This is a genomic window from Streptomyces sp. NPDC006385, from assembly GCF_040612485.1.
Lineage (GTDB): Bacteria > Actinomycetota > Actinomycetes > Streptomycetales > Streptomycetaceae > Streptomyces.
The window spans coordinates 93,971-118,673 of the sequence record NZ_JBEXQG010000024.1; the positions used below are offsets into that span (position 1 = coordinate 93,971).

At 71.9% G+C, this 24,703-nt stretch carries 26 protein-coding genes, 2 pseudogenes and 1 riboswitch; of the genes and pseudogenes, 16 read left to right on the top strand and 12 right to left on the bottom strand.

Annotated elements, in window-relative coordinates:
- The 6 genes from ABZ078_RS20455 (at window position 1) to ABZ078_RS20480 (ending at window position 7,734) form a co-directional block, all read left to right on the top strand.
- Window positions 1-486 carry an Lrp/AsnC family transcriptional regulator gene (locus ABZ078_RS20455; RefSeq protein WP_356577169.1) on the top strand — a complete coding sequence of 162 codons (486 nt, stop codon included), beginning with the start codon at window positions 1-3 and terminating at the stop codon, window positions 484-486.
- A 154-nt stretch (window positions 487-640) separates the two neighbouring features.
- Window positions 641-1,450, top strand: coding sequence for a dimethylargininase (gene ddaH, locus ABZ078_RS20460; RefSeq protein ID WP_356577171.1), 810 nt, complete (start codon window positions 641-643; stop codon window positions 1,448-1,450).
- Window positions 1,450-2,667 carry an ornithine--oxo-acid transaminase gene (gene rocD, locus ABZ078_RS20465; protein WP_356577173.1) on the top strand — a complete coding sequence of 406 codons (1,218 nt, stop codon included), beginning with the start codon at window positions 1,450-1,452 and terminating at the stop codon, window positions 2,665-2,667. Before ddaH ends, rocD begins: the two co-directional genes overlap by 1 nt.
- Before the next feature lie 213 nt (window positions 2,668-2,880).
- Entirely contained in the window at window positions 2,881-5,340 is a 2,460-nt protein-coding gene (locus ABZ078_RS20470) for a SpoIIE family protein phosphatase (RefSeq protein ID WP_356577175.1), read from the top strand.
- A 106-nt stretch (window positions 5,341-5,446) separates the two neighbouring features.
- Window positions 5,447-6,682 carry a SpoIIE family protein phosphatase gene (locus tag ABZ078_RS20475; RefSeq protein WP_356577177.1) on the top strand — a complete coding sequence of 412 codons (1,236 nt, stop codon included), beginning with the start codon at window positions 5,447-5,449 and terminating at the stop codon, window positions 6,680-6,682.
- A gap of 320 nt (window positions 6,683-7,002) precedes the next feature.
- Window positions 7,003-7,734 carry a lysophospholipid acyltransferase family protein gene (locus ABZ078_RS20480; RefSeq protein WP_356577179.1) on the top strand — a complete coding sequence of 244 codons (732 nt, stop codon included), beginning with the start codon at window positions 7,003-7,005 and terminating at the stop codon, window positions 7,732-7,734.
- An 11-nt stretch (window positions 7,735-7,745) separates the two neighbouring features.
- On the opposite strand, the gene ABZ078_RS20485 is transcribed toward ABZ078_RS20480, so the two are convergent.
- From ABZ078_RS20485 to ABZ078_RS20515, 7 genes are all read right to left on the bottom strand, one after another.
- On the bottom strand, window positions 7,746-8,516 hold the full coding sequence (locus ABZ078_RS20485; RefSeq protein WP_356577181.1) for an urease accessory protein UreD: 771 nt from the start codon (window positions 8,514-8,516) through the stop codon (window positions 7,746-7,748).
- Complete coding sequence (ureG, locus tag ABZ078_RS20490; RefSeq protein ID WP_356577183.1) at window positions 8,504-9,181, bottom strand: urease accessory protein UreG; 678 nt, start codon at window positions 9,179-9,181, stop codon at window positions 8,504-8,506. Before ureG ends, ABZ078_RS20485 begins: the two co-directional genes overlap by 13 nt.
- Window positions 9,182-9,308: 127 nt before the next feature.
- Entirely contained in the window at window positions 9,309-9,983 is a 675-nt protein-coding gene (locus ABZ078_RS20495) for an urease accessory UreF family protein (protein ID WP_356577185.1), read from the bottom strand.
- A 12-nt stretch (window positions 9,984-9,995) separates the two neighbouring features.
- Window positions 9,996-11,717 carry an urease subunit alpha gene (locus ABZ078_RS20500; protein ID WP_356577187.1) on the bottom strand — a complete coding sequence of 574 codons (1,722 nt, stop codon included), beginning with the start codon at window positions 11,715-11,717 and terminating at the stop codon, window positions 9,996-9,998.
- Complete coding sequence (locus tag ABZ078_RS20505) at window positions 11,710-12,021, bottom strand: urease subunit beta (RefSeq protein WP_356577189.1); 312 nt, start codon at window positions 12,019-12,021, stop codon at window positions 11,710-11,712. Before ABZ078_RS20505 ends, ABZ078_RS20500 begins: the two co-directional genes overlap by 8 nt.
- Window positions 12,022-12,035: 14 nt before the next feature.
- The gene (locus ABZ078_RS20510) at window positions 12,036-12,338 is read right to left on the bottom strand and encodes an urease subunit gamma (protein WP_356577191.1); all 303 of its coding nucleotides are present in this window, start codon (window positions 12,336-12,338) and stop codon (window positions 12,036-12,038) included.
- 132 nt (window positions 12,339-12,470) lie between these two features.
- Window positions 12,471-13,100, bottom strand: a complete 630-nt coding sequence (locus ABZ078_RS20515) for a TetR/AcrR family transcriptional regulator (RefSeq protein ID WP_356577193.1) — start codon at window positions 13,098-13,100, stop codon at window positions 12,471-12,473.
- Between the two features lie 146 nt (window positions 13,101-13,246).
- Between ABZ078_RS20515 and ABZ078_RS20520 the strand changes: the two genes are divergently transcribed.
- Window positions 13,247-14,260, top strand: a complete 1,014-nt coding sequence (locus ABZ078_RS20520; protein WP_356577195.1) for an ABC transporter permease — start codon at window positions 13,247-13,249, stop codon at window positions 14,258-14,260.
- 99 nt (window positions 14,261-14,359) lie between these two features.
- Here ABZ078_RS20520 and ABZ078_RS20525 read toward each other — a convergent pair whose 3' ends face one another.
- Window positions 14,360-14,647 carry a type II toxin-antitoxin system Phd/YefM family antitoxin gene (locus ABZ078_RS20525; protein ID WP_356577197.1) on the bottom strand — a complete coding sequence of 96 codons (288 nt, stop codon included), beginning with the start codon at window positions 14,645-14,647 and terminating at the stop codon, window positions 14,360-14,362.
- A 68-nt stretch (window positions 14,648-14,715) separates the two neighbouring features.
- On the opposite strand from ABZ078_RS20525, the gene ABZ078_RS20530 reads away from it, so the two are divergent.
- The 3 genes from ABZ078_RS20530 (at window position 14,716) to ABZ078_RS20540 (ending at window position 16,694) form a co-directional block, all read left to right on the top strand.
- Entirely contained in the window at window positions 14,716-15,351 is a 636-nt protein-coding gene (locus ABZ078_RS20530; protein WP_356577199.1) for an ATP-dependent Clp protease proteolytic subunit, read from the top strand.
- A gap of 7 nt (window positions 15,352-15,358) precedes the next feature.
- Window positions 15,359-15,667 (top strand): hypothetical protein, encoded by a 309-nt coding sequence (locus tag ABZ078_RS20535; RefSeq protein WP_356577201.1) that lies wholly within the window; start codon window positions 15,359-15,361, stop codon window positions 15,665-15,667.
- Window positions 15,668-16,007: 340 nt separating this feature from the next.
- A riboswitch (cyclic di-AMP (ydaO/yuaA leader) is annotated at window positions 16,008-16,217 on the top strand.
- A gap of 3 nt (window positions 16,218-16,220) precedes the next feature.
- Complete coding sequence (locus ABZ078_RS20540; protein WP_356577203.1) at window positions 16,221-16,694, top strand: C40 family peptidase; 474 nt, start codon at window positions 16,221-16,223, stop codon at window positions 16,692-16,694.
- 53 nt (window positions 16,695-16,747) lie between these two features.
- Here the strand turns inward: ABZ078_RS20540 and ABZ078_RS20545 are convergent, their stop codons facing one another.
- Window positions 16,748-17,362 carry a LysE family translocator gene (locus ABZ078_RS20545; protein WP_356577204.1) on the bottom strand — a complete coding sequence of 205 codons (615 nt, stop codon included), beginning with the start codon at window positions 17,360-17,362 and terminating at the stop codon, window positions 16,748-16,750.
- 90 nt (window positions 17,363-17,452) lie between these two features.
- Here ABZ078_RS20545 and ABZ078_RS20550 point away from each other — a divergent pair, with 90 nt between their 5' ends.
- A complete protein-coding gene (locus ABZ078_RS20550) occupies window positions 17,453-18,376 on the top strand; it encodes a LysR family transcriptional regulator (protein WP_356577206.1) in 924 nt (307 codons plus the stop codon).
- A 3-nt stretch (window positions 18,377-18,379) separates the two neighbouring features.
- Here the strand turns inward: ABZ078_RS20550 and ABZ078_RS20555 are convergent, their stop codons facing one another.
- On the bottom strand, window positions 18,380-18,838 hold the full coding sequence (locus ABZ078_RS20555) for an ATP-binding protein (protein WP_356577208.1): 459 nt from the start codon (window positions 18,836-18,838) through the stop codon (window positions 18,380-18,382).
- A gap of 213 nt (window positions 18,839-19,051) precedes the next feature.
- On the opposite strand from ABZ078_RS20555, the gene ABZ078_RS20560 reads away from it, so the two are divergent.
- Together ABZ078_RS20560 and ABZ078_RS20565 are read left to right on the top strand one after the other, a co-directional pair.
- Window positions 19,052-19,930: a helix-turn-helix transcriptional regulator gene (locus ABZ078_RS20560; RefSeq protein ID WP_356577209.1), complete on the top strand. Its 879-nt coding sequence runs from the start codon at window positions 19,052-19,054 to the stop codon at window positions 19,928-19,930.
- Window positions 19,931-19,939: 9 nt separating this feature from the next.
- Entirely contained in the window at window positions 19,940-20,167 is a 228-nt protein-coding gene (locus ABZ078_RS20565) for a DUF397 domain-containing protein (protein WP_356577211.1), read from the top strand.
- Between the two features lie 51 nt (window positions 20,168-20,218).
- On the opposite strand, the gene ABZ078_RS20570 is transcribed toward ABZ078_RS20565, so the two are convergent.
- Window positions 20,219-21,346 carry an 8-amino-7-oxononanoate synthase gene (locus tag ABZ078_RS20570; RefSeq protein WP_356577213.1) on the bottom strand — a complete coding sequence of 376 codons (1,128 nt, stop codon included), beginning with the start codon at window positions 21,344-21,346 and terminating at the stop codon, window positions 20,219-20,221.
- Window positions 21,347-21,494: 148 nt separating this feature from the next.
- Between ABZ078_RS20570 and bioB the strand changes: the two genes are divergently transcribed.
- The 3 genes and pseudogenes from bioB to bioD all read left to right on the top strand — a co-directional run.
- Complete coding sequence (gene bioB / locus ABZ078_RS20575; RefSeq protein ID WP_356577215.1) at window positions 21,495-22,712, top strand: biotin synthase BioB; 1,218 nt, start codon at window positions 21,495-21,497, stop codon at window positions 22,710-22,712.
- 10 nt (window positions 22,713-22,722) lie between these two features.
- Entirely contained in the window at window positions 22,723-24,003 is a 1,281-nt protein-coding gene (locus tag ABZ078_RS20580; protein WP_356577217.1) for an adenosylmethionine--8-amino-7-oxononanoate transaminase, read from the top strand.
- Window position 24,004: 1 nt separating this feature from the next.
- A pseudogene (gene bioD, locus ABZ078_RS20585) lies at window positions 24,005-24,607 on the top strand (dethiobiotin synthase); the annotation flags it as partial.
- A 2-nt stretch (window positions 24,608-24,609) separates the two neighbouring features.
- Here the strand turns inward: bioD and ABZ078_RS20590 are convergent.
- Window positions 24,610-24,702: pseudogene (locus ABZ078_RS20590) on the bottom strand (AIM24 family protein); the annotation flags it as partial.
- Between the last annotated feature and the right edge of the window lies 1 nt (window position 24,703).

Sequence of the window (24,703 nt, forward strand, 5' to 3'; positions counted from 1 at the left end):
ATGAACAGCAGGCCCGCGCCCTTCGACGAGCTGGACCGGAAGATCATCACCGCGCTGATGGCCAATGCCAGGACGAGTTTCGCGGAGATCGGCGCGGCCGTCGGGCTGTCCTCGACGGCGGTCAAGCGGCGGGTGGACCGGCTGCGCGAGACGGGCGTGATCACCGGGTTCACGGCCACGGTCAAGCCGTCGGCGCTGGGCTGGCGCACGGAGGCGTACGTGGAGGTGTACTGCGAGGGCGCGGCCCCGCCGCGGCGGCTCGCGGAGGTGGTCCGCAACCATCCGGAGATCACCGCGGCCATGACGGTGACCGGGGGCGCGGACGCGCTGCTGCATGTGCGGGCGCGGGACGTGGAGCACTTCGAGGAGGTGCTGGAACGGATCCGCGTCGAGCCGTTCATCCGCAAGACGATCAGCGTGATGGTGCTGTCCCATCTGCTGCCGGAGAGCCCGGAGGCGGGCGCGAGTCAGCCGGCGCCCGAGTAAACCCTTCCCGGCGCAGCAGCGCTGCGTCCACGGAAGAAACTACGCAGCATTCCTGCGCGGACACGCAATATTTTTTCCTTGTCGCTCCTCGGCGGTACTTCCTACTTTGGTGTCAACCCCAGTCGACATTTCGAGGAAGCGGAGGAACCCCTCTGTGTCCGACTCCCGTGTGCCGCGCCGGCGGCGGTACCTCGTCTGCGAACCCAGACACTTCGCCGTGCAGTACGCGATCAACCCTTGGATGCATCCCGACACCCCCGTGGACATCGACCTCGCCCAGGAGCAGTGGCAGGCACTGATCCGCGCCTACCGGACCCATGGCCACACCGTCGACACGGTGGAGCCCGCGCCCGGTCTGCCGGACATGGTCTTCGCGGCGAACTCGGCGGTCGTCGTGGACGGCCGTGTCTTCGGCTCGCTCTTCCACGCGCCGGAGCGGCGCCCGGAGTCCACGCACTACGACACCTGGTTCAAGACGGCGGGCTACGACGTGTACCGCCCGGAGTCCGTCTGCGAGGGCGAGGGCGATCTGGTCTGGACGGGCCGGTACGTGCTCGCCGGCACCGGGTTCCGTACCACCCGCGAGGCGCATCGCGAGGTGCAGGAGTTCTTCGGCCACCCGGTGATCAGCCTGACGCTGGTGGACCCGCGCTTCTACCATCTGGACACGGCGCTGTTCGTCCTGGACGACGACAACATCGCGTACTACCCGGAGGCCTTCTCGCCGGGCAGCCGTGAGGTGCTGGCGCGGCTGTACCCGGACGCGGTGCTCGCGACCCGCGACGACGCGCTGGCGTTCGGCCTCAACTCGGTGTCCGACGGCCGCAACGTCTTCATCGCCCCCCAGGCCGAGGCGCTCACCTCCGCACTCGCCGACCGCGGCTATGTCCCCGTCCCCGTCGACCTGTCGGAGTTCCGCAAGGCCGGCGGCGGCATCAAGTGCTGCACCCAGGAGATCCGCTGATGACCGCTCCCGCCACCACCCGCTCGTCCGCCGACCTGATCCGCGCCGAGGAGCCGGTCCTGGCGCACAACTACCACCCGCTGCCCGTGGTCGTCGCCCGCGCCGAGGGCACGTGGGTGGAGGATGTGGAGGGCCGCCGCTACCTCGACCTGCTGGCCGGCTACTCGGCCCTGAACTTCGGCCACCGCCACCCGGCGCTGGTCGAGGCGGCGCACCGCCAGCTGGACCGGCTGACCCTGACCTCCCGTGCCTTCCACCACGACCGCCTCGCCGAGTTCGCCGAGCGGCTGGCGGCGTTGACGGGCCTGGACATGGTGCTGCCGATGAACACCGGCGCCGAGGCGGTCGAGTCCGGCATCAAGGTGGCCCGCAAGTGGGCGTACGAGGTGAAGGGCGTGCCGGCCGACCGGGCGACGATCGTGGTCGCCGCGGAGAACTTCCACGGCCGTACGACGACGATCGTGTCGTTCTCCACGGACGAGACGGCGCGGCAGGGCTTCGGCCCCTTCACCCCGGGCTTCCGGGTCGTGCCGTACAACGACCTGGCGGCGCTGGAGGCGGCGGTCGACGAGACGACCGCGGCGGTGCTGCTGGAGCCGATCCAGGGCGAGGCGGGCGTCCTCATCCCCGACGACGGCTACCTCACCGGGGTGCGGGAACTGACCCGCCGCAAGGGCTGCCTGTTCATCGCGGACGAGATCCAGTCGGGCCTCGGCCGTACGGGCCGTACGCTCGCCCTGGAGCACGAGGGGGTCGTCCCGGACGTGCTCCTGCTGGGCAAGGCGCTCGGCGGCGGCATCGTGCCGGTGTCGGCGGTGGTCGCCCGCCGCGACGTCCTCGGCGTGCTGCGGCCGGGCGAGCACGGCTCGACGTTCGGCGGCAACCCGCTGGCCGCCGCGGTCGGCACGGCGGTGGTCGAACTGCTGGAGACCGGGGAGTTCCAGCGCCGGGCCGCAGAGCTGGGCGTGGTCCTGCGGGGCGGTCTGTCGGCGCTGGTCGGCAAGGGCGTCGTCGGCTTCCGCGCGCGGGGGCTGTGGGCGGGCGTCGACATCGACCCGGCATTCGGCACGGGCCGCGAGATCGGCGAACGCCTCCTGCGCGAGGGGATCCTGGTCAAGGACACCCACGGCTCCACGATCCGGCTGGCCCCACCCTTGACGATCACGACGGAGGAACTGGAGGGGGCACTCGGCGCGCTGGAGAAGGTCCTGACGTGACGTAGACGACCCGCCTCACCGGCGGCCCGGCACCGGTACACCGGGGCCGGGCCGCCGGCATTCCGGCCCCGTCTCCCCGGCACCAGCCCCGACGGGATCCGCACCTCCTCGCCGCGCCCCTCTCCCGGCCCCCGCAAAGAGGCGGCGTTGCCCGGAAGGGTGAAGATGGGGACAAGAGGTGGTAGACCGCTCTCAGCGACAGAGAGGTCGGCCGTGGGCACACACGAGGAGCAGGGCGTTGCCAGGCAGGGGTTCGACGTGGCGGACGCCGCGCCTCTGCTGCTCGACGCGCAGGGTCTGGTGACGGGGTGGACCAGGGACGCGCACCGGCTGCTGGCGTACGCGGCCTCCGACGCGGTGGGACGCAACGTCGCCGAGCTGCTCGACGCCGAGGACGCGGGACGGGTGCCGGAGCTGATGGAGCGGTGCCATAGGGAGGGCGGCTGGGCGGGGCTGCTGACGGCCCTGCACAAGGACGGCTCCCTGGTCCGGGTCATGGTGCGGATCATGTCCGCCCTCGACACCCAGGGGTCCTCGCGATGGCTCGTGCTCCTGTCGGAGCTGGCGGACGCACCCGGCTGGGACATGAGCCGCGCCGTACTGGAGCAGATGGTGGCCCGCTCCCCCGTCGGCATAGCGATCGTCGACACCGACCTGCGCTTCGTCTGGTCGAACGCCGCCCTCGCCCAGTTCGGCGGCGGCCCGCCGACCCTTCGGCTCGGGCTGCGGCTCGCGGACATCCAGCCCGGTCTGGACGCCGAGTCCATCGAGGCGCAGATGCGTCGCGTGCTGGCGACCGGCGAACCGATCGTCGGCTACGAGCACATCGGCCACGTGCGCTCCGCCCCGCTCCGCGAGACCGCCCACATGATGTCGTTCACCCGGCTCGACGACGGCCAGGGCCACCCCATGGGCGTGTACTACACGGTGGAGGACATCACCGACCGGCACCGCGCCCGGCAGCGCCTGGCCCTGCTCGACCGGGCCGGCCAGCGCATCGGCCGCACCCTCGACATCACCCGCACCGCCCAGGAGCTGGCGGACGTGGCCGTACCCGGTCTCGCGGACCTGGTCACCGTGGATCTGCTGGAGTCGGTGCTGCGGGGCGGGGAGCCCCCCGCCGGGCCGCTGGGCGACGCGGACCCGGTGTCGCTGCGCCGCGCGGGACAGCGATCGGTCACCGAGCGGGCGCCGGAGGCGGTCGTCGACATCGGCGCGGAGGTCGCGTATCCGGCGGGGTCGCCTCCGATCCGCTGCCTCAGGACGGCCGAGTCCTGGCGCGCGGAGCGACTCGATCCGCTCGGCGAGGCGTGGTCCGAGCACGCGCGCGGCGGGCAGGCCGCCATCTTCCTGGAGCTGGGTCTGCACAGCGTGATGATCGTGCCGATCCGCGCCCGGGGCGTCACCCTGGGCGTCACCACCTTCTTCCGCCGCCACCGCCAGGAGCCCTTCGAGCAGGACGACCTGAACCTGGCCGAGGACCTCGTCTCCCGCGCCGCCGTCTGTGTCGACAACGCCCGGCGCTACACCCGCGAGCGCGACGCCGCCCTGGTCCTGCAGCGCAGCCTGCTGCCGCACCGGCTGCCGGAGCAGAACGCGCTGGAGGTGTCCGCCTGCTACCGGCCGGCCGACGAGCTGACCGGCCTCGGCGGTGACTGGTACGACATCATCCCGCTGTCGGGCGCTCGGGTCGCCCTGGTGGTGGGCGAGGTTCCGGGCCACGGCATCGACGCCGCCGCGGCGATGGGCCGGCTGCGCACCGCCGTACGGACCCTCGCGGCGCTGGACCTGCCGCCCGAGGAGGTGCTGGCCCACCTCGACGACCTGGTCGCCCAGCTGGCCCGCGAGGAGGGCGTCGAGGCGGCCGGCGAGGAGGCGGCGATGACCCAGTCCGTGGGGTCCGGGTGCGTGTACGTCGTGTACGACCCGGTGGACGGGCAGTGCACCATGGCGGCCGCGGGCCATCCGGCGCCCGCCGTCGTGCTGCCCGACGGCACGGCCACCTTCGTCGATCTCCCGCAGGGTCCGCCGCTCGGGGCGGGCGGTCCGCCGTTCGAGTCGACAGAGCTGGTCCTGGCCGCGGGCAGCACGCTCGCCCTGCACACCGACGGGTTGCTGGCGCAGGGGTACGACTGGGCCGTCGGCACCGACCGGGACCGGCTGCGGCAGGCACTGGAGCGGCGCGCGGCCTCCCTCGACCTGCACTGCCGGACCGTGATCGACGCCCTGGTCCCGGACCGCCCGCACGACGACGTGGCCCTGCTGATGGCCCGCACCCGGCTCCTGGGCGCCGAGCAGGTCGCCGACTGGGATCTGCCCGCCGACCCGGCCGGCGTCGCCGACGCCCGCAAGACGGCCGCCCGGCAGCTCGCGGAGTGGGGGCTGGAGGAGCTGGTCTTCACGACGGAACTGGTCGTCAGCGAGCTGGTCACCAACGCGATCCGGTACGCCGCCGGCCCCATCCGGTTGCGCCTGATCAGGGAGCGAGCCCTGATCTGCGAGGTGTTCGACGGGGGCGCGACCGCCCCGCACCTGCGTCATCCTCGCACCACCGACGAGGGCGGACGCGGGCTGCTGCTGGTCTCCCAGTTGACCCAGCGGTGGGGGACGCGCTTCGTCCCCGAGGGGAAGATCATCTGGGCGGAGCAGCCCCTGACGGATCCACCGTCCTGACCTGCCGTACAGGAGTGCATGCAATACATCGGTATATACACCGCGTATCGGTACATATTCCGTACCGCGTGGGAAACTGGTCAGGTCCCGGTGGTGAGGCGAGGCCATGGAAGAGAAGGCGATCGACTACGAGGCGGTGTTCCGGGCCCTGCCCGGAATGGTCGCGCTGCTGACCCCGGAGCTGGTCTACGCCGACGCCAACGAGGACTTCCAGCACCTGTCCGGGCGCACCCGCGAACAGCTGGTGGGCCGGTACATCTTCGACGTCTTCCCCGACAACCCCAGCGATCCCGCCGCCACCGGCATGCGCGACGTGCGGGCGTCGATGCTGCGCGTGGTGGCCACCGGCGAGCGGGACACCATGGCACTCCAGCGCTACGACGTCGAGGATCCCCTGCGCCCCGGCCACTGGGAGGAGCGCTACTGGAGCCCGATCAACGCGCCCGTCCACGGACCGGACGGGCGGGTGGCGTTCGTCCTGCACCGGGTGGAGGAGGTCACCGAACTCATCCGACTGCGCGGCGGCGCGGGCCGTGACGGCCGGGCCCGGGTCCTGGAGGCGGAGCTGTACACCCGCGCCCGCGAGTTGCAGGAGCTCAACGAACGGCTGCGGCTGGCTCACGCCCGCGAGCGCGAGGTGGCCATGGCCCTCCAGGAGGCGATGCTGCCCGCCCGACGGCAGGTGGGCCACCACAGCGCGGCGGTGCGCTACCGGCCCGCGGTCGGCGCGCTGAACGTGTGCGGCGACTGGTACGACCTGATCGACCTGGTGGGCGGCAACCGCATCGGCGTGTCCGTGGGGGACGTGGTCGGCCACGGCCTCGCGGCCGCCGGTGTCATGGGCCAGCTGCGCAGCGCGCTCAGCGCCACCTCCCGCGTCGCCGACGGCCCGGCCCAGGCGCTCGACGTCCTCGGGCGGTACGCGCACGTGGTCGACGGCGCCGAGTCGGCCACCGCGGTCACGACGTTCATCGACTGCGACGCCCGCACCATCACCTACAGCAGCGCCGGCCATCCACCGCCCGTGCTGGTCCACGCCGACGGCCGTGTGGAGTTCCTGGACATGGCCACCGATCCGCCGCTGGACGCCCGACCCGACCCGATGCCGAGACCGCAGGCCGTCACCACATACGCCGAGGGCGCCACGCTGGTGCTGTACACGGACGGCCTGATCGAACGCCGTCACGAGGACATCGACACCGGCCTGGCCCGCCTCGCCGACGCCCTCGTCCGCCACCGCGGAGCCGACCCCGAGGCCCTCGCCGACGCCGTTCTGCTGGAGCTGCTGCCGCCGGGCGGCGCGACGGACGACACGGCGCTGATCATCGTGCGGCTGTCATGAGCGAGCAGACGCGACGGCTCCCCGCAAGGACGGGGCGCCTGCCACCAGGTGACCGTGATCACGCCAAACCACGCCATCCGGTTGCCGCACGCCGAGCCGTGACACCAGGCTGGTCCGGCGGTCCTCCCCGTCCGCGAGCGATGCCGTCCGCCGACTTGCTGACGATTGGTCAGGAAATTCGGCATGGGGCGGTATCCGTCCGAGCCGACCCGGTTCCGGCCTGTCACCCCTGCGCCTACACTGGCAGCCCCACGGCACGCTGGTTGACCTGCCAGAACTCGGCGGCCCGAGTCCATCCGCCGGAGTGAGGAGCGACCCCCTTGTTCTACTACGTACTGAAATACGTGTTGTTGGGACCTCTGCTGAGACTGTTCTTCCGCCCGCGCATAGAAGGCCTGGAACACGTGCCGGACACGGGTGCGGCCATCATCGCCGGCAACCACCTGTCGTTCTCGGACCACTTCCTGATGCCGGCGATGCTCAAGCGGCGCATCACCTTCCTCGCGAAGAAGGAGTACTTCACCGGCCCCGGCATCAAGGGACGCCTGACGGCGGCCTTCTTCCGCAGCGCCGGGCAGATCCCGGTCGACCGCACCGGCAAGGAGGCGGGCCAGGCAGCCATCCGCGAGGGACTCGGGGTCCTCAGCAAGGACGAACTCCTCGGCATCTACCCGGAGGGCACCCGCTCGCACGACGGCCGGCTCTACAAGGGCAAGGTCGGCGTCGCGGTGATGGCCCTCAAGGCCCAGGTCCCGGTCATCCCCTGCGCGATGATCGGCACCTTCGAGGCACAGCCGCCGGGCAAGGTCATCCCGAACATCCACCCGGTCACGATCCGCTTCGGCGAGCCCCTCGACTTCTCCCGCTACGCCGGCATGGAGAACGAGAAGGCGATCCTGCGCGCCGTGACCGACGAGATCATGTACGCCATCCTGTCGCTGTCCGAGCAGGAGTACGTCGACCAGTACGCGGCCGTCGCCAAGGCCGAGGAGGCCGCCGCGAAGGCGCCCACGGAGAAGGACCGCAAGTTCCCGCGCCTGCCCATCAGTTGACGGGGCCCGGCTCAGCCCAGTGACGCCAGGGCCTCGTCCAGCACCCCGCGAAGCCGCAACGCGTCCGCCGCCACGGCGCTCACCAGCACGGCCGGCCCGGCGAGCGGCATCACGACGGCGTTCTCGTCCAGCACCCGCGCCGCCACCGGGGCGTCCGCGAACTCGGGGCGTACGACGACCAGTTGGCCCGCGGCCCGGCATCCGCCGAGCCCCGCGGGTCCGTCCCAGCCGCCCGGTGCCCCGGGCCCACAGGCGAGTTCCTGATCGAGAACCGTCCGCCCCGCGACCCGCACGCGGATCCGGCTGGTGAGCCGTCCCGGGTCCTCCCCCACCCGGCCGAGCACCTGCTCCTCGCGCACCACGAGCCGCCCCGCCGCACCGACGTCGGCATGGGTCGTGACGTACAGGTCACTGCCCCGCGCGGAGATCAACTGCTCGGGCAACCAGTGCAGTTCGGCCCCGTCGGCCACGGACAGCCGTACGTCGTAGCGGGCCTCCCCCTTGCTCTGCCCCGGCAGCGCGATGGTCGCCGCGGCCGAGCCGACACGCAGCCGGGCGCCCGTCTCCACATCGGCCTCGACGGTGAAGTGGTCGCCGCCCAGGGGCCCGCTCATCGCGCCGACGAGCACGACCCGCGCCTCGGCACCGCTCCCCCGGGTCCGTCTGAGCGCCAGCGGCCCGTCGCTGTCGAGGACCGGCAGCGCCGTACCGCCCCGCCCGTCGTCCCGGGCGGCGATCCGCGCGACGGCCCGCACGCCACCGGCCACGGTCACGCCGTCCACGCGGCGAGCCGCGCCCGCACCCAGTCGGCGACGTCCCGCACTCCGGGCTCGCTCCGCAGCGACTGGAACACGACCGGCAGCTCGGCCCGCTGCGCCTTGGCGTCCACCGCCATCCGCGCCAGGTCGGAGCCGACGTACGGGGCGAGGTCGGTCTTGTTGACGACGAGCAGATCGGCGGTGGTCACCCCCGGCCCGCCCTTGCGCGGGATGTCGTCGCCGCCGGCCACGTCGATCACGAAGATCTGCGCGTCGACGAGCCCCTTGGAGAAGGTGGCGGTGAGGTTGTCCCCGCCGGACTCGACCAGGATGAGGTCGAGGGGGCCGACCTCGTCCTCCAGGTCCTCGACGGCTTCGAGGTTCGCGGAGATGTCGTCCCGGATCGCCGTGTGCGGACACGCCCCGGTCTCCACGGCCGTGATCCGCTCGGGCGGCAGCACGGCCTCCCGCAGCAGGAACTCGGCGTCCTCCCGCGTGTAGATGTCGTTCGTGACGACGGCGAGGGACAACTCGTCGCGCAGGGCCCGGCACAGCGCGGCGACGGTGGCCGTCTTACCGGACCCGACGGGCCCTCCGAGGCCGATACGCAGGGCCCGGCGGGAGCCGTCGGGCCGGCGGGCGTCGGCGCTGACGGCGGCGGGTCCGTCGTGGGTGTGGTCGAGATGCATGGACGGCTCCTTTTGAGGGTGGGTCGGTGAAATCAGCCTGTCCGGCTGCTGAGGACAAGGCCCGCTCAGGGCCGAAGGGGGGCGAGGGGCGCGGGGCGCAGCCCCTCAGCGGGGGCGGCGAAAACCCCTAGGACGCGAACAGCCGTACCGGCCAAGCCGCATGCACCTCCGCCCCGATCTCCAGCAACGGCCCGGAAACCGCGGGCAGCGCGTCGACCCCTCGGTCGACCACCCCCCGCCCGGCCTCCACGGCCCGATCCGCGACCCGGTCCATCTCCGGCGCCAGCCGGGCCAGTACGCCCGTCGCGTCGAAGGGATCGAGGCTCAGCAACCGCACCGTCGCGCTCGCCGCCCCGCTCACACTCTCGTACGCCGCGCAGTGAGCCGCGTCGACCACCCCCAACCCCGCGGCCCGAGCCGCGATCCCGAGCACCACCGGCTGGTGCGCGCCCTTCGGGAACCGGCGTGCCAGTGCATCGAGTTCCTCCGACGGCCACGTGGCCCGAGCGGCCCGCGTCAACTGCCGCCCGAGCCTGCGCCCGGCCGACCGCAACGCGGGAGACGGCGTCCGCGCGTCGGCCGCCTCGTCCAGGGCCACCGCGTCCACGCCGAGCGCCGCCGCCGCGGCGAGCGAGGCCGCGACCAGCCCCGCCGTGTGCAGCCGCCCTCGGCAGAAGTCCTCCAGGCTCGCGGCCCCGGTGATCCGCCCCGCCTTGACGGCCGCTTCGGCGCCGCCGGAGTGCGCATGGCCCCCGGCGGGGAAGCGGCCGTCGGCCAGGACGAGAAGTGCTGCCCTTGACATCGGACCCCGCCGTCAGAAGAGGAAGTAACGCTGGGCCATGGGCAGTTCCTCGGCGGGCGTCGCCTCGACGAGCTCTCCGTCGATGTGCACGGCGAAGCTGTCGGGATCGACCCGCACCTCGGGCCGCGCGTCGTTCTGCCGCATGTCGGCCTTGGTGACCCCACGCGTCGACTCGATGGCCACGAACCGCTTCCCGAGCCGGAGCCGCTCCGGCAGCCCGTCCTCGATCGCCAACGGGGCTACGAAGTTGAAGGAGTTGGCGGCCGGCGCGCGCCCGATCGCCCCGTACATCGGCCGGGGCAGAATCGGCTGCGGCGTCGGGATCGAGGCGTTCGCGTCGCCCATCTGCGCGTACGCGATCTGCCCGCCCTTGATGACGAGCTGCGGCTTGACCCCGAAGAACGCCGGCTCCCACAGCACCAGGTCGGCGAGCTTGCCGCTCTCCACCGAGCCGATCTCCCGGGCCAGGCCCTGGGCCAGCGCCGGGTTGATCGTGTACTTGGCGACATAGCGACGTACCCGATGGTTGTCCGCCCGCCCGTCGCCGGGCAGCGCACCCCGCCGCCGCTTCATGACGTGGGCCGTCTGCCAGGTCCGCAGGACGACCTCGCCGACGCGCCCCATCGCCTGGGAGTCGGACGAGATGATCGAGATCGCGCCGAGGTCGTGCAGGATGTCCTCCGCCCCGATGGTCGACGGCCGGATCCGCGACTCGGCGAAGGCGAGGTCCTCCGGTACCGCGGGGTTGAGGTGGTGGCACACCATCAGCATGTCGAGGTGTTCCTCGGCGGTGTTGACGGTGAACGGCCGCGTCGGATTCGTCGAACTCGGCAGTACGTGCGGCTCGGAGACCACGGTCATGATGTCCGGCGCGTGCCCGCCGCCCGCGCCCTCGGTGTGGTACGCGTGGATGCCGCGCCCCGCGATCGCGGCGAGGGTGTCCCCGACGAACCCGGCCTCGTTGAGTGTGTCCGTGTGGATCGCGACCTGGATGCCGGTCCGGTCGGCGACGGTGAGCGAGGCGTCGATGACGGCCGGGGTCGAGCCCCAGTCCTCGTGCAGCTTCAGTCCCAGGGCGCCGCCCCGGATCTGCGACAGCATCGCCTCGTGGGAGACGGTGTTGCCCTTGCCGAGGAAGCCGATGTTGAGCGGGTACTGCTCCATCGCCTCCAGCATCCGCGCCAGATGCCACGGGCCGGGCGTCACGGTCGTCGCCTTCGATCCCTCGGCCGGCCCGGTGCCGCCGCCCACCAGCGTCGTGATGCCGGCGGACAGCGCCTCGTCGGCGATCTGCGGGCAGATGAAGTGGACGTGCGCGTCGATCGCTCCGGCCGTGAGGATCCGTCCGTTGCCGGCGATGATCTCGGTCTCGGGGCCGATGACCAGGTCCGGGTGCACCCCGTCCATCGTGTCGGGGTTGCCCGCCTTGCCGATGCCGGTGATCCGGCCGTCGCGGATGCCGACGTCGGCCTTGACGATGCCCCAGTGGTCGATGATCACGACGCCCGTGATCACCGTGTCGGGGGTGCCGTCCGCGCGCGTGGCCCGCGACTGGCCCATGGACTCGCGGATGACCTTGCCGCCGCCGAAGACGGCCTCGTCCCCGGCGAGCCCGGGACCGCCGGAACGATCCTCCTCGATCTCGATCAGCAGGTCGGTGTCGGCGAGCCGGATGCGGTCACCGGTGGTCGGGCCGAACAGGTCGGCGTACGCGGCACGGGAGATCTCAGGCATCGAGGGCACCTCCGGTCTCCCCGCGCAGTCCGGGCACCACGCGGGCGCCGGTGAGCGGGACGAGTTCGACGTCGACGGGGATCCCGGGTTCGAAGCGCACGGCGGTGCCGGCGGCGACGTTCAGCCGCTTGCCGCGCGCGGCGGCGCGGTCGAACTCCAGACCGGGGTTGGCCTCGGCGAAGTGGTAGTGGGAGCCGACCTGGACGGGTCGGTCGGCGGCGTTGAGGACGGTCAGCCGGGTGACCTCGCGGCCCGCGTTGTAGGCAATCGGGTCGTCGGCGAACAGGATCTCTCCGGGAATCACGGCGTACCTCCCCGTCAGACGATCGGGTCGTGGACGGTGACGAGCTTGGTGCCGTCCGGGAAGGTCGCCTCCACCTGGACGTCATGGATCATCTCGGGCACGCCCTCCATGACGTCGTCCCGGGTGAGCAGTTTGCGTCCGGAGGACATGAGCTCGGCGACGGTACGGCCGTCCCGCGCGCCCTCGAGGATGTGCGACGTGATGAGGGCGACCGCCTCGGGGTGGTTGAGCCTGAGCCCGCGGGCCCGGCGCTTCTCGGCCACGTCGGCCGCCACGTGGATGAGCAGTCTCTCTTGCTCGTGCGGGGTCAGTTGCACGTCCCACCTCACAGTCCTCGCTCCGGACCGTGCGGGGTCCGGTTGCCTCGGCCACGGGGCAAAGTGCCTGGTGGCGTGGATCGGCAGGCTAGTTGGACCGCGTTTCGGGCAAGTTAACCGAGCTGTGATCTCTCAGGCGCCCGACTGCGGCGCCGGCATGCTCATCAGCGCGCGAAGACCGTTCTCCAGGACCTCCACCGGCGCCGGGCCGAACAGGGCCTGCTGGGCGATGAACCCCTGCACCGCGGCGATCATGGTGCGGGCCACATGGTCCGCGGGGATGTCCGCCCGCATCATGCCGGCGTCCTGGTACGCCTCGACGGCCGACACCCATCTGCCGCGCAGCTCCGTGTACACGTCCGTCAGCACGGCCGCCAGTTCCTCGTTGCGCACGGTCTCCGCCCAGACCTGCATGATCAGCCGCGGGAAGGGCGACTCCCCGTCGACGTTCAGGGACGACCAGACGCGCAGCGTGCGGCCCAGGACCAGACCGACCAGGAGGTCCGGCGGTGGCGGCGGGCTCTGCCGGGTGACGTCCTCGAAGGCCGCGCGGACCTCTTCGAGCACCTCCCTGACGATCGCGGCGATCAGCTCGTCCTTGCCGCTGAAGTAGCGGTACACCGCCCCGGCCGAGAGGTCGACCTCCTTCAGCACGTCCTGCATGGACGTGGCGTGGAAGCCGTTGCGGGCGAACAGCCGGGCGGCACCGTCGAGGATCTGCCGGCGGCGGGCGTCGAGGTGTTCCTGGGATACGCGAGCCATGGCCCCAAACTAAAACGAACATTCCTTCTTGACAAGGAACGGCGCCCGGAGCACGGTGGTGACACAGGAAAACGAACGATCCTTCTTTTTGGCGCACGCCGGCCGGATGCTGCGACCCGACCTCTCCGAGTCCTCAGGGAGCCCCCATGTCCACCCCCTCCGCTACACCGCCCAGGAACGCCGCACCCCGGCACCTGATCGCGGTCGTCGTCCTCGTCCCCGTCCTCGCCGCACTCGCCCTGTGGGCGTTCGCCTGGCCCGCGGCCCGCACCGCCCCCCGCGACGTGCCGCTCGGGGTGGCCGGGCCCGCCGCCACGGCCCAGGTCGAGCGGCGGCTCGCCCAGCACGACGGCGCGTTCGAGATCCACCGCTACGCCGACGAGGCCGCCGCCCGCAGGGCCATCGAGGACCGGACCGTATACGGCGCGGTCGTCGTGAGCCCCCAGGGCCCCGAGCTGCTGACCGCGTCGGCCGCGAGCCCGGCCGTCGCCCAACTGCTCCAGCAGGCGGTGACAGAGCAGACCTCCTCCGAGGGCACCCCGGTCAGGACGGTCGATGTGGTGCCCGCACCCGAAAGCGACCCGCGCGGCGCGGCTCTGAACTCGAGCGTCCTGCCGCTCGCCCTGGCCGGCATCGCGGCGGGCGCCGCGGTGACCCTGCTCGGGCTGCGCGGGATGCGCGCCGTGAGCGCCCTGGTCGGCGCCGCCGCCCTGACCGGCCTGGCCTGTGCCGCGCTCGCGCACAGCTGGCTGGAGATCCTCACCGGCGACTGGTGGGCGGAGGCCGGCGTGTTCGCCCTGGCGACGCTGGCCGTGAGCGCTGCCGTCGCGGGGCTCGCCGCCCTCCTCGGCACCGCGGGTGTCGGGATCGCGGCGGGCGTCGTCATGCTGTTCGGCAACCCCTTCTCCGGGGCTGCCTCGGCACCGCAGATGCTTCCCGATCCGGCCGGCGCGATCGGCCAGTGGCTGCCGCCGGGCGCGAGCACGACTCTGTTGCGTTCGGTGTCCTACTTCGACGGCGCGGCGGCGACCGGCCCGGCCCTGACGCTGACCTGGTGGGCCGCGGTGGGTCTGGGCGCCGTACTGCTGGGGAACGCGCTCAGGGCGCGCACGAAGGACGCCGCACCCGCGGGCGAGAGGGAACCGGCCACGGTCGGCTGACCACCCGGCCGCACCGGAGCGACCGTGCACCCCCGCTGTAGCGGACGGGGGTGCACGGTCATTTCCGCTTCCTGGAGCTCCCGAGGTGCGAAAGCGCCCTTATGAGGGACCCGACCCCCGATGCTCGGCCGCGATTCCGAACCGCTGCCGCTCGCGGGGAGCGGACGCCACCTCGCGGACGCTGGAGACCGCGCTGACCACCTGGTCCTCGACGAGGTCCGCCGGCTCCCCGAGCTTCTCCAGTCGTTCGAGGTCGGAGGCGGAGACAAGGGCGACAAGGGGCTTTCCGTGGCGCGTCACGACGACGCGCTCACCGCCGTACACCACGCGATTGATCAGGTCGGCGAGCTCAGCCCTGGCTTGCGTCACCGGAATCTCGTAGGCCATGCTCCCTACATTACGTCATGTACGTCCTGTACATTTTTCACAGGCACCCCGGCAAGGGAGCGTGAGCCATGACCCGACCGTCCGCCCGCTACGTACTGCCCGAGTTCACCGAGCGCACGAGTTCCGGCACCAGGACGCAGGACCCGTACTCGAAGCTGCTGGAGGAGCGGATCGTCTTCCTCGGCACCCGGATCGACGACATCTCGGCGAACGACGTGATGGCCCAGTTCATGTATCTGGAGCACAAGGGCCCCGATCAGGACATCTCGCTGTACATCAACTCGCCCGGCGGCTCGTTCAGCGCCATGTCGGCGATCTACGACACGATGCGGTTCGTCGCCTGTGACGTGGAGACGATCTGCCTGGGCCAGGCCGGTTCGGCGAGCGCCGTGCTGCTGGCCGCGGGCACACCGGGGAAGCGCTTCGCGCTGCCCGGGGCCCGGGTGGTGATCCATCAGCCGGCGCTGCCGGAGCCGGTGCAGGGCCAGGCGAGCGATCTGGCCATCCAGGCCGACGAACTGACGCGTATTCGGACCCGCCTGGAGGAGATGCTCGCCGAGCACACCGGGCGCAGCCGCGAGCAGGTGGCCTCCGACATCGAGCGGGACAAGATCCTCGACGCCCAGGAGGCGCTGGAGTACGGGCTGGTCGACCGGATCATCCCCAGCCGCAAGGCCACCCTCGCCCCGCCCACGGGGAGGTGACCGGTCGGTGCTCCCACCCGAGTTGCCGCCCCTGCCCGCGCTGACGCGCGCGGAGGGGGAGTTGATCGACCGTTACCTCGATGTGGTCGACCTGCTGGGCCGGATCAACCCGGCCCAGTACGGCGACACCTACCGCGGACTGCGCGCCGCCCAGGCGCTGGTGGCCAAGGCGGCCGCGCTGCGGGACGCGCTGGCGCTGATGCACCAGCGGGGTGAGACGGAGCTGCACGCGCCCACGCTGGCGCGCGCGCTGCGCGTGCTGGACGGGGAACGCCGCACGGCTCGCGTCACGGTGCCGCCGCGCTCCGACAGTTGACGACCCGTCCAGACCGATCCGGACGTCTCGGCCCTCTGACGAGCCGTCCGGATCCGCACTGAAACGGACCAAACGATGTACCCCCCATCGGTGTATCTATGTCTCCGTTTGCGCGCCCCTCCAAGTTGCGCAACGGCCGTCGACACTAAGTGGAATTGAGCGCTCCGCCGCTGGTCCGAGGCTCCTCGGACATCTGGACACCCGCCCGGACACGAGGGTGTCCACCCGAACGGGTGAGTGGTGAGCAACGCCACAAATACCCGGTTCCGTTGGGCTTTTCGTTCATCCGTGCGTCAAGATCCCTGTCTGACGACAAGCCCCCGCCACAGCGGCGGGGCGATCCGAGCGGACGCCGAGTCCTGCCGCCGCCCGGATGACCGGTCGACGGAGTGGATCGGCAGGAGTGGAGGACCCGAGCAAGACGGGTCGCCGGAGCGGACGTTCGTTCGAGCCGAGCAACCCTTGGGGTGAAGCCGCGGCAACGCGGCCGGGCAACTTCGCCAGCCCGAATCCGACAGGTCATCCTTCACAGGCGGCTGACGAAGGGTTGCGCATGACAGCGCTCAATCGTGTCCCGTCGCTCATGGCCCGGGCCGGTACGGCCTCGGCTCTCACCCTCGCCGCGGTGGGCGGCACCGTCGTCGCCCCCGGCTTCGCCTCCGAGGCGGAAGCCGCGACGCCGGCGACGAAGGCCCTCCAGATCGCGGCCTCCAAGAAGGGCTCCCCGTACAAGTGGGGTGCCACCGGGCCGCACAGGTTCGACTGCTCCGGGCTCACGCTGTACTCGTACAAGAAGGCGGGCAAGAAGCTGCCCCGTACGGCGGCCCAGCAGTACAACAAGACCCGCCACATCTCCGCGCAGAACCGCAAGGCCGGAGACCTGGTGTTCTTCCACTCGGGGTCGAACGTTTACCACGTCGGCATCTACGCCGGGAAGGGAAAGATCTGGCACTCCCCGAAGAGCGGGGATGTCGTCAGGCTGCAGAAGATCTGGACCAGGAGCGTCTGGTACGGCCGGGTCAAGTGACCTTCCCGGGGGCGGTGAGGGCGTCCTGACGCGCCGTCACCGCCCCTGGGGCCTCACAGGGCCGACAGCGGCCCCACGAGGAGCGCCAGGCCGAAGACCGTCAGTGCGGCGCCTGTGCCGACCGTGACCGCCCGGGCGGCGCGCGGCCTGCGCAGCCATCTGCCGAGCCGGTCCACCAGCAGGACGACGACCTGGAACCACACCAGCGCGATCGCGAGCACGATCAGGGCGAGCAGCAGGGTCCTGGGCAGCGCCGGAGCGCCCGCGGGCACGAACTGCGGGAGCACGCTGAGGAAGGTGAGGGACGCCTTCGGGTTGAGGGCGTTGGTCACGAAGCCCTGCCGCAGTGGTCGCGCGGTGGAATCCTCGCGCGGGTCGGCCACGTCGGTGTGCGGCTGCCGCAGCGTCCGGAGACCCAGGTACAGCACATAGCCGCCGCCCACCACCTGCAGCGCCCGCAACAGCGCCGGCACGGCGGCCAGGACCGCGGCGACTCCCACCACCGCCAGCGTCACATGGACCAGCAGCCCGGCCCCGATCCCGAGCGCACAGGCGACGCCGGCCCGGCGGGAGACGAGGGCGTTGCGTACGACGACGGTGAAGTCCGCCCCGGGCATGGCGACCAGGCCGGCGGAGACCCCGGTGAAGGCGAGGAGCTGAGCGTCCATGCCGCCAGCGTGCCGTGCGGGGGCCTTCAGTAGGTATGTCGAATATCCTGGGAAGCCCTAAAGCATTCCTTAAGGCAGACAGGGGCCCGCATGTACGACCCGACCCGCCTCGCCGCCTTGGTGGCCGTAGCGGAGGCGGGTTCGATCACCCGGGCCGCCGAACGGCTCGGCTACACCACGCCCGCGCTCTCCCAGCAGCTCGCCAAGCTGGAGCGCGAGGCGGGCACCGCTCTGCTCGTACGGCATCATCGCGGGGCGCGGCTCACGGGTGCGGGAGAGCTCCTGGTGGCGCGGGCCCGGCGGGTGCTCGACGAGCTGGAGCGGGCACGGCACGAACTGGCCCGGCTGACCGGCCTGTCGGGCGGGACCCTCCGGCTGGGCACGTTCCAGACCGCCGGCATCCATCTTCTGCCCCCGGTGCTCAGCGCCTTCCGCCGCGCGCATCCGGACGTGGAACTGACCGTCACCGACTACGAACCGTCGGCCGGTGTCACCGCGGTGGCCGCCGGTGAGGTCGATCTGGCGCTGACCCACGCCTATGAACCGGGCGCCCCGGTCCCGCTGCCGTCCTCCGTCGGCGTCGAGCCGATCCTCGAAGAGGAGCTGGTCCTGGTGTCCGCTCCGGGCCACGCCCTCACCAGCGGGACCGCCCGGCTGCCGCTGGCCGAGCTCGCCGGTCAGCCACTGATCAGCATGGCGCCGGACGCTCCGGCCCGGCGGGGCGTCGAGGCGGTGCTGGCCCGGGCCGGTGCCGCGCCCTCGGTGCTGGTACCGACGCCGGGGTACCTGCTGGTGTGCGCGCTGGCCAGTGCCGGGCTCGGGGTGGCGGTCGTACCGGAGATGGTGGCGCGGACGTCGGTCACTCCGGTCGGGGTGCGCGCGCTGGAAGGCGGAGAGCTGCGCCGTACGATCTCGGTCGCCTTCCGCGGGGACGAGGCGGCGCCGGCCGCGGATGCCTTCCGGGCGCTGCTGCGCGGCACGTTCGGGCGCGCCCGACAGCCGCGGCAGCCCTGAGGGTCACGGCTCCTGCTGTCCCACCGCCGGCACCCGCGCCGCGGGTACGGTCCACGGCAGCTCGATGGAGACCGTCTTGCCGCCCTCGCGGGTGGGCCGCACTCTGAGCTTGCCGCCGCACTCCGCGGTCAGCCAGCGGATGATGACCAGACCGCGGCCGTTGTCCTGCTGGACGGCGGCCGGCAGCCGTTTGGGGAAGCGGGGGTGGCTGTCGGTCACGCCGATGCGCAGGTGTTCGTCACGGTCGAGCTCGATGTCCACCGTGAAGGTGGGTGACTGTCCGAGGGTGTGCTGTACGGCGTTGGTGGTGAGTTCGGAGACGATCAGCCGGATGGTGTCGGCCGCTTCCGTGTCCGGTGGCAGGCCCCACTCCGCGAGGGTGGTGACCACGTACGTCCGGGCCGCGGAGACCGAGGCGGGATCGCTCGGCAGAGTGACGGATGCTTCCAGGTGATCTGCCATGGCGACGTCGTCCCTTTCCGACGGGACCGCAGTCCGACACGGAGCGGATGGTTCGAGTACGGTCCCGGACTGGTGCTTCGTCGCCAGACTGCCATTACCGCGCCCGTCAGGGGCGGCGATCCACCAAGATATGCATATATCTGTCGCTCGAAGCGGTGAACTCTGCGACGGCAGAGCGTATTTGGGCGGCTCGGTTGGAGTAAGGAGTTGCCCATGCAGCACGGTCCCGCGGTGCGCCGCCGGAAACTGGGCGCAGAACTGCGTGCGTTGCGTACCGGGGCAGGACTCACCAGTGGTGAGGCGGCCCGGCTGGTGGGCTGGCACCAGTCCAAGGTGAGCCGGATCGAGACCGGCTCCAGCGGGGTGAAACCGGCCGATGTGCGGTTACTGCTGGACGCGTACGGCGTACGGGACACCCAACTGCGCGAGTTGCTGCTGGTGTTGGCGGGCTCTGACGAGAGTGGCGGCCGGCATCACTGGTGGCACGCGTACCGCGGAGTGCTGCCGCCGACGTATCGGGACTTCATCAGCCTGGAGTCCCAGGCGAGCGCGATGCGCACGCTGGAGACCTCCGTGGTGCCCGGGCTGCTCCAGACGCCGGAGTACGCCCGGGCGGTGACCCGGGCCGCGGTGAGCGGAGTCGCCGACGAGGCCGACGCCGCCGACGAACGCCTGGACGCGCTGGTGGCGGTCCGCCTGGCCAGGCAGGACGTGCTGCACGCCGATCCGCCGTTGCGGCTGAGCGCGGTGCTCGACGAGGCGGTGCTGCGCCGGGAGATCGGCGGGCCCGAGGTGATGGCGCGGCAGCTGGGGCGGCTGAGGGAGGCGGCGCGGCTGCCGCACGTCAGGTTGCAGGTGCTGCCGTTCGCGGCCGGGGAACATATCGGCATCACCGGGCCTTTCGTTATCTTCTCATTTCCGCGCACTTCTGATCTGGATGTGGTTGTTCTCGACCACTTGACGAGTAGCCTCTATCTCGAACGGAAAGAAGACCTCCGGGCTTACGCGGAGGCCTTCAACGCCCTTCGGATCCACGCCCTTTCGCCCGAGGAATCGTTGGATTACATCGCCGCGCTGGGTGGCGGCGCGTAAGGAGGCACCATGACCGCACTGCCTCGGAACGTATCTTCCAGTACCGATCTGCTCGGTGTTCGATGGCTGCGCAGCAGCTACAGCACGGGAGCCAACAACTGCGTCGAGACGGCGCGGACGCGCTCCGGTCCCTGGACCGGGCTGCTCGCCGTGCGCGACTCCAAGGATCCGGCCGGACCCGCGCTGCTCTTCTCCCCCGAGAGCTGGGCGGGTTTCACGGCCGCGTTCCAGTCCTGACACCTTCCGACCGAATCTGACCGACCTGGCGCACGGCCGTGTCACGCCGACTCATGGTCGTGTCTCGCTGATCACCTGTACAGCGCGTTCGATCTGCCCCTCGGAGAGGTCCGCGCGAGCGGTGAGCCTCAGCCGTGAGATGCCGTCGGGAACGGAAGGAGGACGGAAGCAGCCCACGGCGAGTCCCGCCGCACGGCAGTCGGCCGCCCACGCGACGGCCTCCTCCGGGGACGGCGCGCGCACGGAGACGACCGCGGCGTCCGGACGTACGGCTTCCAGACCCGCGGTCGTCAGCCGGGTGTGCAGGTCGCCCGCCACCGTGCGGGCCCGCGCGGCACGCTCCGGCTCACGGCGCAGCAGTCTCAGTGCCGCGAGGGCCGCGCCCGCCGCCGCGGGGGCGAGGCCCGTGTCGAAGATGAACGTCCGGGCCGCGTTGACCAGGTGGTCGATGACCCGGGCGGGGCCGAGCACGGCACCGCCCTGGCTGCCGAGCGACTTGGACAGCGTGACCGTCACGACGACGTCGGCGGCGCCCGCGAGTCCCGCCGCGTGCGGGGCGCCGCGGCCGCCGTCGCCGAGCACGCCGAGGCCGTGCGCGTCGTCGACGACCAGCCCGGCGTCGTGTTCCCGGCACGCGTCGGCGAGCCCGTCCAGCGGGGCGGCGTCGCCGTCGACCGAGAAGACGGTGTCGGACACGACGACCCCGGGGCCGTCGTGCGTCCGCAGCGCCTTGCGCACCGCGTCCGGCTCGGCGTGTGCGACGACCTGGGTCGCGCCGCGGGCCAGTCGGCAGCCGTCGATCAGCGAGGCGTGGTTGCCCGCGTCGGAGACGATCAGGGAGCCGTGCGGGGCCAGCGCGGTGACCGCGGCGAGGTTGGCCGCGTAGCCGGAGGAGAAGACCAGCGCCGCCTCGGAGCCGCAGAAGTCGGCCAGCTCGCGTTCCAGCTCGGCGTGCAGCTCCGTCGTGCCGGTGACGAGCCGGGAACCGGTCGCGCCGCCGCCCCACGTCCGCGCCGCCCGCGCCGCGCCCTCGACGACCTCGGGGTGGTGGGCCAGGCCCAGGTAGTCGTTGCTCGCGAGGTCGAGCAGCGGGGAGTCGGCGGGGCGGGGGCGCAACGTCCGTACGAGTCCGGCGCGGCGGCGCAGCTCCGCCTGCTCGTCGATCCAGCCGAACGCCATGGGTCCTCCGGGGCTTTTGTAGGTAGCGGACAGACACTAGCGGCAGGACCGGTGACCCATGGTGTGGCAATACCCACACCTCGAACGGCGTGTGTTGTGTGATCCCTACCTTGGCCCGAAGCGGTTCCGTAGGACAGGATCAGTCCCCATGGACCTGCTGAACACGCTGGTGGACAAGGGGCTTCGGCGCGAGCTGCCGACCCGCGAGGAAGCGCTGGCCGTCCTCGCCACTTCCGACGACGACCTGCTCGATGTGGTGGCCGCGGCCGGAAAGGTGCGCCGCCACTGGTTCGGCCGACGGGTGAAGCTCAACTATCTCGTCAACCTCAAGTCGGGCCTGTGCCCGGAGGACTGCTCCTACTGCTCCCAGCGGCTCGGCTCCACCGCCGGCATCCTCAAGTACACCTGGCTCAAGCCGGATCAGGCCTCCGAGGCAGCGGCCGCCGGATTGGCGGGAGGTGCCAAGCGGGTCTGCCTGGTGGCGTCCGGGCGCGGTCCGACCGACCGTGACGTGGACCGGGTCTCCGAGACCATCAAGGCGATCAAGGACCAGAACGAGGGCGTCGAGGTGTGCGCCTGTCTCGGTCTGCTCTCCGACGGTCAGGCGGAGCGGCTGCGCGAGGCGGGCGCGGACGCGTACAACCACAACCTCAACACGTCGGAGTCCACCTACGGGGACATCACCACCACGCACACCTACGCCGACCGCGTCGACACCGTGCGGAAGGCGCACGCGGCGGGCCTGTCCGCCTGCTCCGGCCTGATCGCCGGCATGGGCGAGAGCGACGAGGACCTGGTCGACGTCGTCTACTCGCTGCGCGAGCTGGACCCGGACTCGGTACCGGTCAACTTCCTGATCCCGTTCGAGGGCACCCCGCTGGGCAAGGAGTGGAACCTCACCCCGCAGCGCTGCCTGCGGATCCTGGCGATGGTGCGCTTCGTGTGCCCGGACGTCGAGGTGCGGATCGCGGGTGGCCGCGAGGTCCATCTGCGCACGATGCAGCCGCTCGCCCTGCACCTGGCCAACTCGATCTTCCTCGGTGACTACCTCACCAGCGAGGGCCAGGCGGGCAAGGCCGACCTGGAGATGATCGCGGACGCCGGGTTCGAGGTGGAGGGCACCGACCAGGTGACGCTGCCTGAACACCGGGCGACGGCCGGGGCCGGGTGCGGCTCGCACGCGAGCGCGGGCTGCGGGTCCCAGGAGAGCGCCGGGTGCGGATCGCAGGACAGCGCCGGGTGTGGGTCGCACGAGGGGGGTGGGGTGTGCGGTACGGCCGCTGCCGCGCCGGCCGGTGAGCCGCGCACCGACCTGGTCGCCGTACGCCGCCGGGGCGCCGGAACGGACCTCGCGCCCAATGCCTGACCCGCACCCCATGCCCGACCTGACCGTGCCCGAACTGCTCGACCTCGACCGACGGCACGTCTGGCATCCGTACGGCCCCATGCCCGGCCGCGTCGAGCCACTCGTCGTGGGGTCGGCGAGCGGCGTGCGGCTCAGGCTCGCGGACGGCTCGGGCGAGCTGGTCGACGGCATGTCGTCCTGGTGGTCGGCGATCCACGGCTACAACCACCCGGTGCTCAACGAGGCCGCGCGCGAGCAGCTGTCGCGCATGAGCCATGTGATGTTCGGCGGGCTCACGCACGAGCCCGCCGTACGCCTGGCGAAGCTCCTTGTCGACATGTCACCCGACGGCCTGGAGCATGTCTTCCTCGCCGACTCCGGATCGGTGTCGGTGGAGGTCGCGGTCAAGATGTGCCTGCAGTACTGGCGTTCGCTGGGCCGTCCCGGCAAGCAGCGGCTGCTGACCTGGCGCGGCGGCTACCACGGCGACACCTGGCAGCCGATGTCGGTGTGCGACCCCGAGGGCGGGATGCACGAGCTGTGGACCGGGGTGCTCCAGCGCCAGGTGTTCGCGGACCCGCCGCCGGCGGAGTACGAGGAGTCGTACGCGGACCGTCTGCGCTCCCTGATCGAGCGGCACGCGCACGAACTGGCCGCCGTGATCGTCGAGCCGGTCGTGCAGGGCGCGGGCGGGATGCGGTTCCACTCCCCCGCGTATCTGCGGGTGCTGCGGGAGGCGTGCGACGCGCACGACGTACTGCTGGTGTTCGACGAGATCGCGACCGGGTTCGGGCGCACGGGCGCGCTGTTCGCGGCGGACCACGCGGCGGTGACGCCGGACGTGATGTGCCTGGGCAAGGCGCTGACCGGCGGCTACATGACGATGGCGGCGACCCTGTGCACGGCGCGTGTGGCCGACGGGATCTCGCGGGGCGAGGTGCCGGTGCTGGCGCACGGCCCGACCTTCATGGGCAATCCGCTGGCGGCCGCGGTCGCGTGCGCCTCGATCGAGCTGCTGCTCGGCCAGGACTGGCCGGCCGAGGTCCGGCGGATCGAGACGGGACTGCGGGAGGGGCTGTCTCCCGCGGCGGACATTCCGGGTGTGAAGGACGTACGGGTCCTCGGCGCCATCGGGGTCGTCCAGCTGGACCACCCTGTCGACATGCGGGCGGCGACGGCGGCGGCCGTGCGCGAGGGCGTGTGGCTGCGGCCGTTCCGCGACCTCGTCTACACGATGCCGCCGTACGTCACGGGCGACGCGGACGTGGCACGGATCGCCCGCGCGGTGTGCGCGGCGGCGCGGGAGGGCTGACATGACGGTACTGGTGATCACGGGTACGGGCACGGAGGTCGGCAAGACGGTCACGACCGCCGCGGTCGCCGCGGCGGCGGTGGGCGCGGGCCGGTCGGTGGCGGTGCTCAAGGCGGCGCAGACGGGCGTACGGCCGGACGAGCGCGGGGACGCGCAGGAGGTCGCGCGCCTCGTGGGCGCCGTGAGGACCGCCGAACTCGCCCGCTACCCCGACCCGTTGGCCCCGGCGACGGCCGCACGCCGGGCCGGCCGCACATCGGTCCGGCCGCAGGAGATCGCCGAGGCCGCCGCCAAGCTGGCCGCCGAGCACGACCTGGTGCTGGTGGAGGGGGCGGGCGGTCTCCTCGTCCGCTTCGACGAGGCGGGCGGCACGCTGGCGGACGCGGCCGAACTGCTGGCGGCGCCGGTCCTGGTGGTGGCGTCGGCGGGCCTGGGCACGCTGAACACGACGGAGCTGACGGCACGTGAACTGCGCCGCCGGAGCCTGGATCCGCTGGGCGTGGTGATCGGCAGCTGGCCCGCGGCACCGGATCTGGCGTCCCGTTGCAATGTCGCGGACCTGCCGGAGGTGGCGGGGGCGCCGCTGCTGGGGGCGCTGCCGGCGGCGCTCATCTTCTTGAAGGCCATCTGCCCGTCGTACGCGACCATCGAGCCGTTCTTCGCCTTCACGGCGTCTCCGGTCATGTCGACGGCGAGCACC

Coding starts and splice junctions, on each gene's coding strand:
- ABZ078_RS20455 (WP_356577169.1), top strand. CDS start 1: ATGAACAGCAGGCCCGCGCCCTTCGACGAGCTGGACCGGAAGATCATC.
- rocD (WP_356577173.1), top strand. CDS start 1,450: ATGACCGCTCCCGCCACCACCCGCTCGTCCGCCGACCTGATCCGCGCC.
- ABZ078_RS20475 (WP_356577177.1), top strand. CDS start 5,447: ATGGAAGAGAAGGCGATCGACTACGAGGCGGTGTTCCGGGCCCTGCCC.
- ureG (WP_356577183.1), bottom strand. CDS start 9,181: ATGCATCTCGACCACACCCACGACGGACCCGCCGCCGTCAGCGCCGAC.
- ABZ078_RS20495 (WP_356577185.1), bottom strand. CDS start 9,983: ATGTCAAGGGCAGCACTTCTCGTCCTGGCCGACGGCCGCTTCCCCGCC.
- ABZ078_RS20500 (WP_356577187.1), bottom strand. CDS start 11,717: ATGCCTGAGATCTCCCGTGCCGCGTACGCCGACCTGTTCGGCCCGACC.
- ABZ078_RS20515 (WP_356577193.1), bottom strand. CDS start 13,100: ATGGCTCGCGTATCCCAGGAACACCTCGACGCCCGCCGCCGGCAGATC.
- ABZ078_RS20520 (WP_356577195.1), top strand. CDS start 13,247: ATGTCCACCCCCTCCGCTACACCGCCCAGGAACGCCGCACCCCGGCAC.
- ABZ078_RS20525 (WP_356577197.1), bottom strand. CDS start 14,647: ATGGCCTACGAGATTCCGGTGACGCAAGCCAGGGCTGAGCTCGCCGAC.
- ABZ078_RS20530 (WP_356577199.1), top strand. CDS start 14,716: ATGACCCGACCGTCCGCCCGCTACGTACTGCCCGAGTTCACCGAGCGC.
- ABZ078_RS20540 (WP_356577203.1), top strand. CDS start 16,221: ATGACAGCGCTCAATCGTGTCCCGTCGCTCATGGCCCGGGCCGGTACG.
- ABZ078_RS20545 (WP_356577204.1), bottom strand. CDS start 17,362: ATGGACGCTCAGCTCCTCGCCTTCACCGGGGTCTCCGCCGGCCTGGTC.
- ABZ078_RS20550 (WP_356577206.1), top strand. CDS start 17,453: ATGTACGACCCGACCCGCCTCGCCGCCTTGGTGGCCGTAGCGGAGGCG.
- ABZ078_RS20555 (WP_356577208.1), bottom strand. CDS start 18,838: ATGGCAGATCACCTGGAAGCATCCGTCACTCTGCCGAGCGATCCCGCC.
- ABZ078_RS20560 (WP_356577209.1), top strand. CDS start 19,052: ATGCAGCACGGTCCCGCGGTGCGCCGCCGGAAACTGGGCGCAGAACTG.
- ABZ078_RS20565 (WP_356577211.1), top strand. CDS start 19,940: ATGACCGCACTGCCTCGGAACGTATCTTCCAGTACCGATCTGCTCGGT.
- ABZ078_RS20570 (WP_356577213.1), bottom strand. CDS start 21,346: ATGGCGTTCGGCTGGATCGACGAGCAGGCGGAGCTGCGCCGCCGCGCC.
- bioB (WP_356577215.1), top strand. CDS start 21,495: ATGGACCTGCTGAACACGCTGGTGGACAAGGGGCTTCGGCGCGAGCTG.
- ABZ078_RS20580 (WP_356577217.1), top strand. CDS start 22,723: ATGCCCGACCTGACCGTGCCCGAACTGCTCGACCTCGACCGACGGCAC.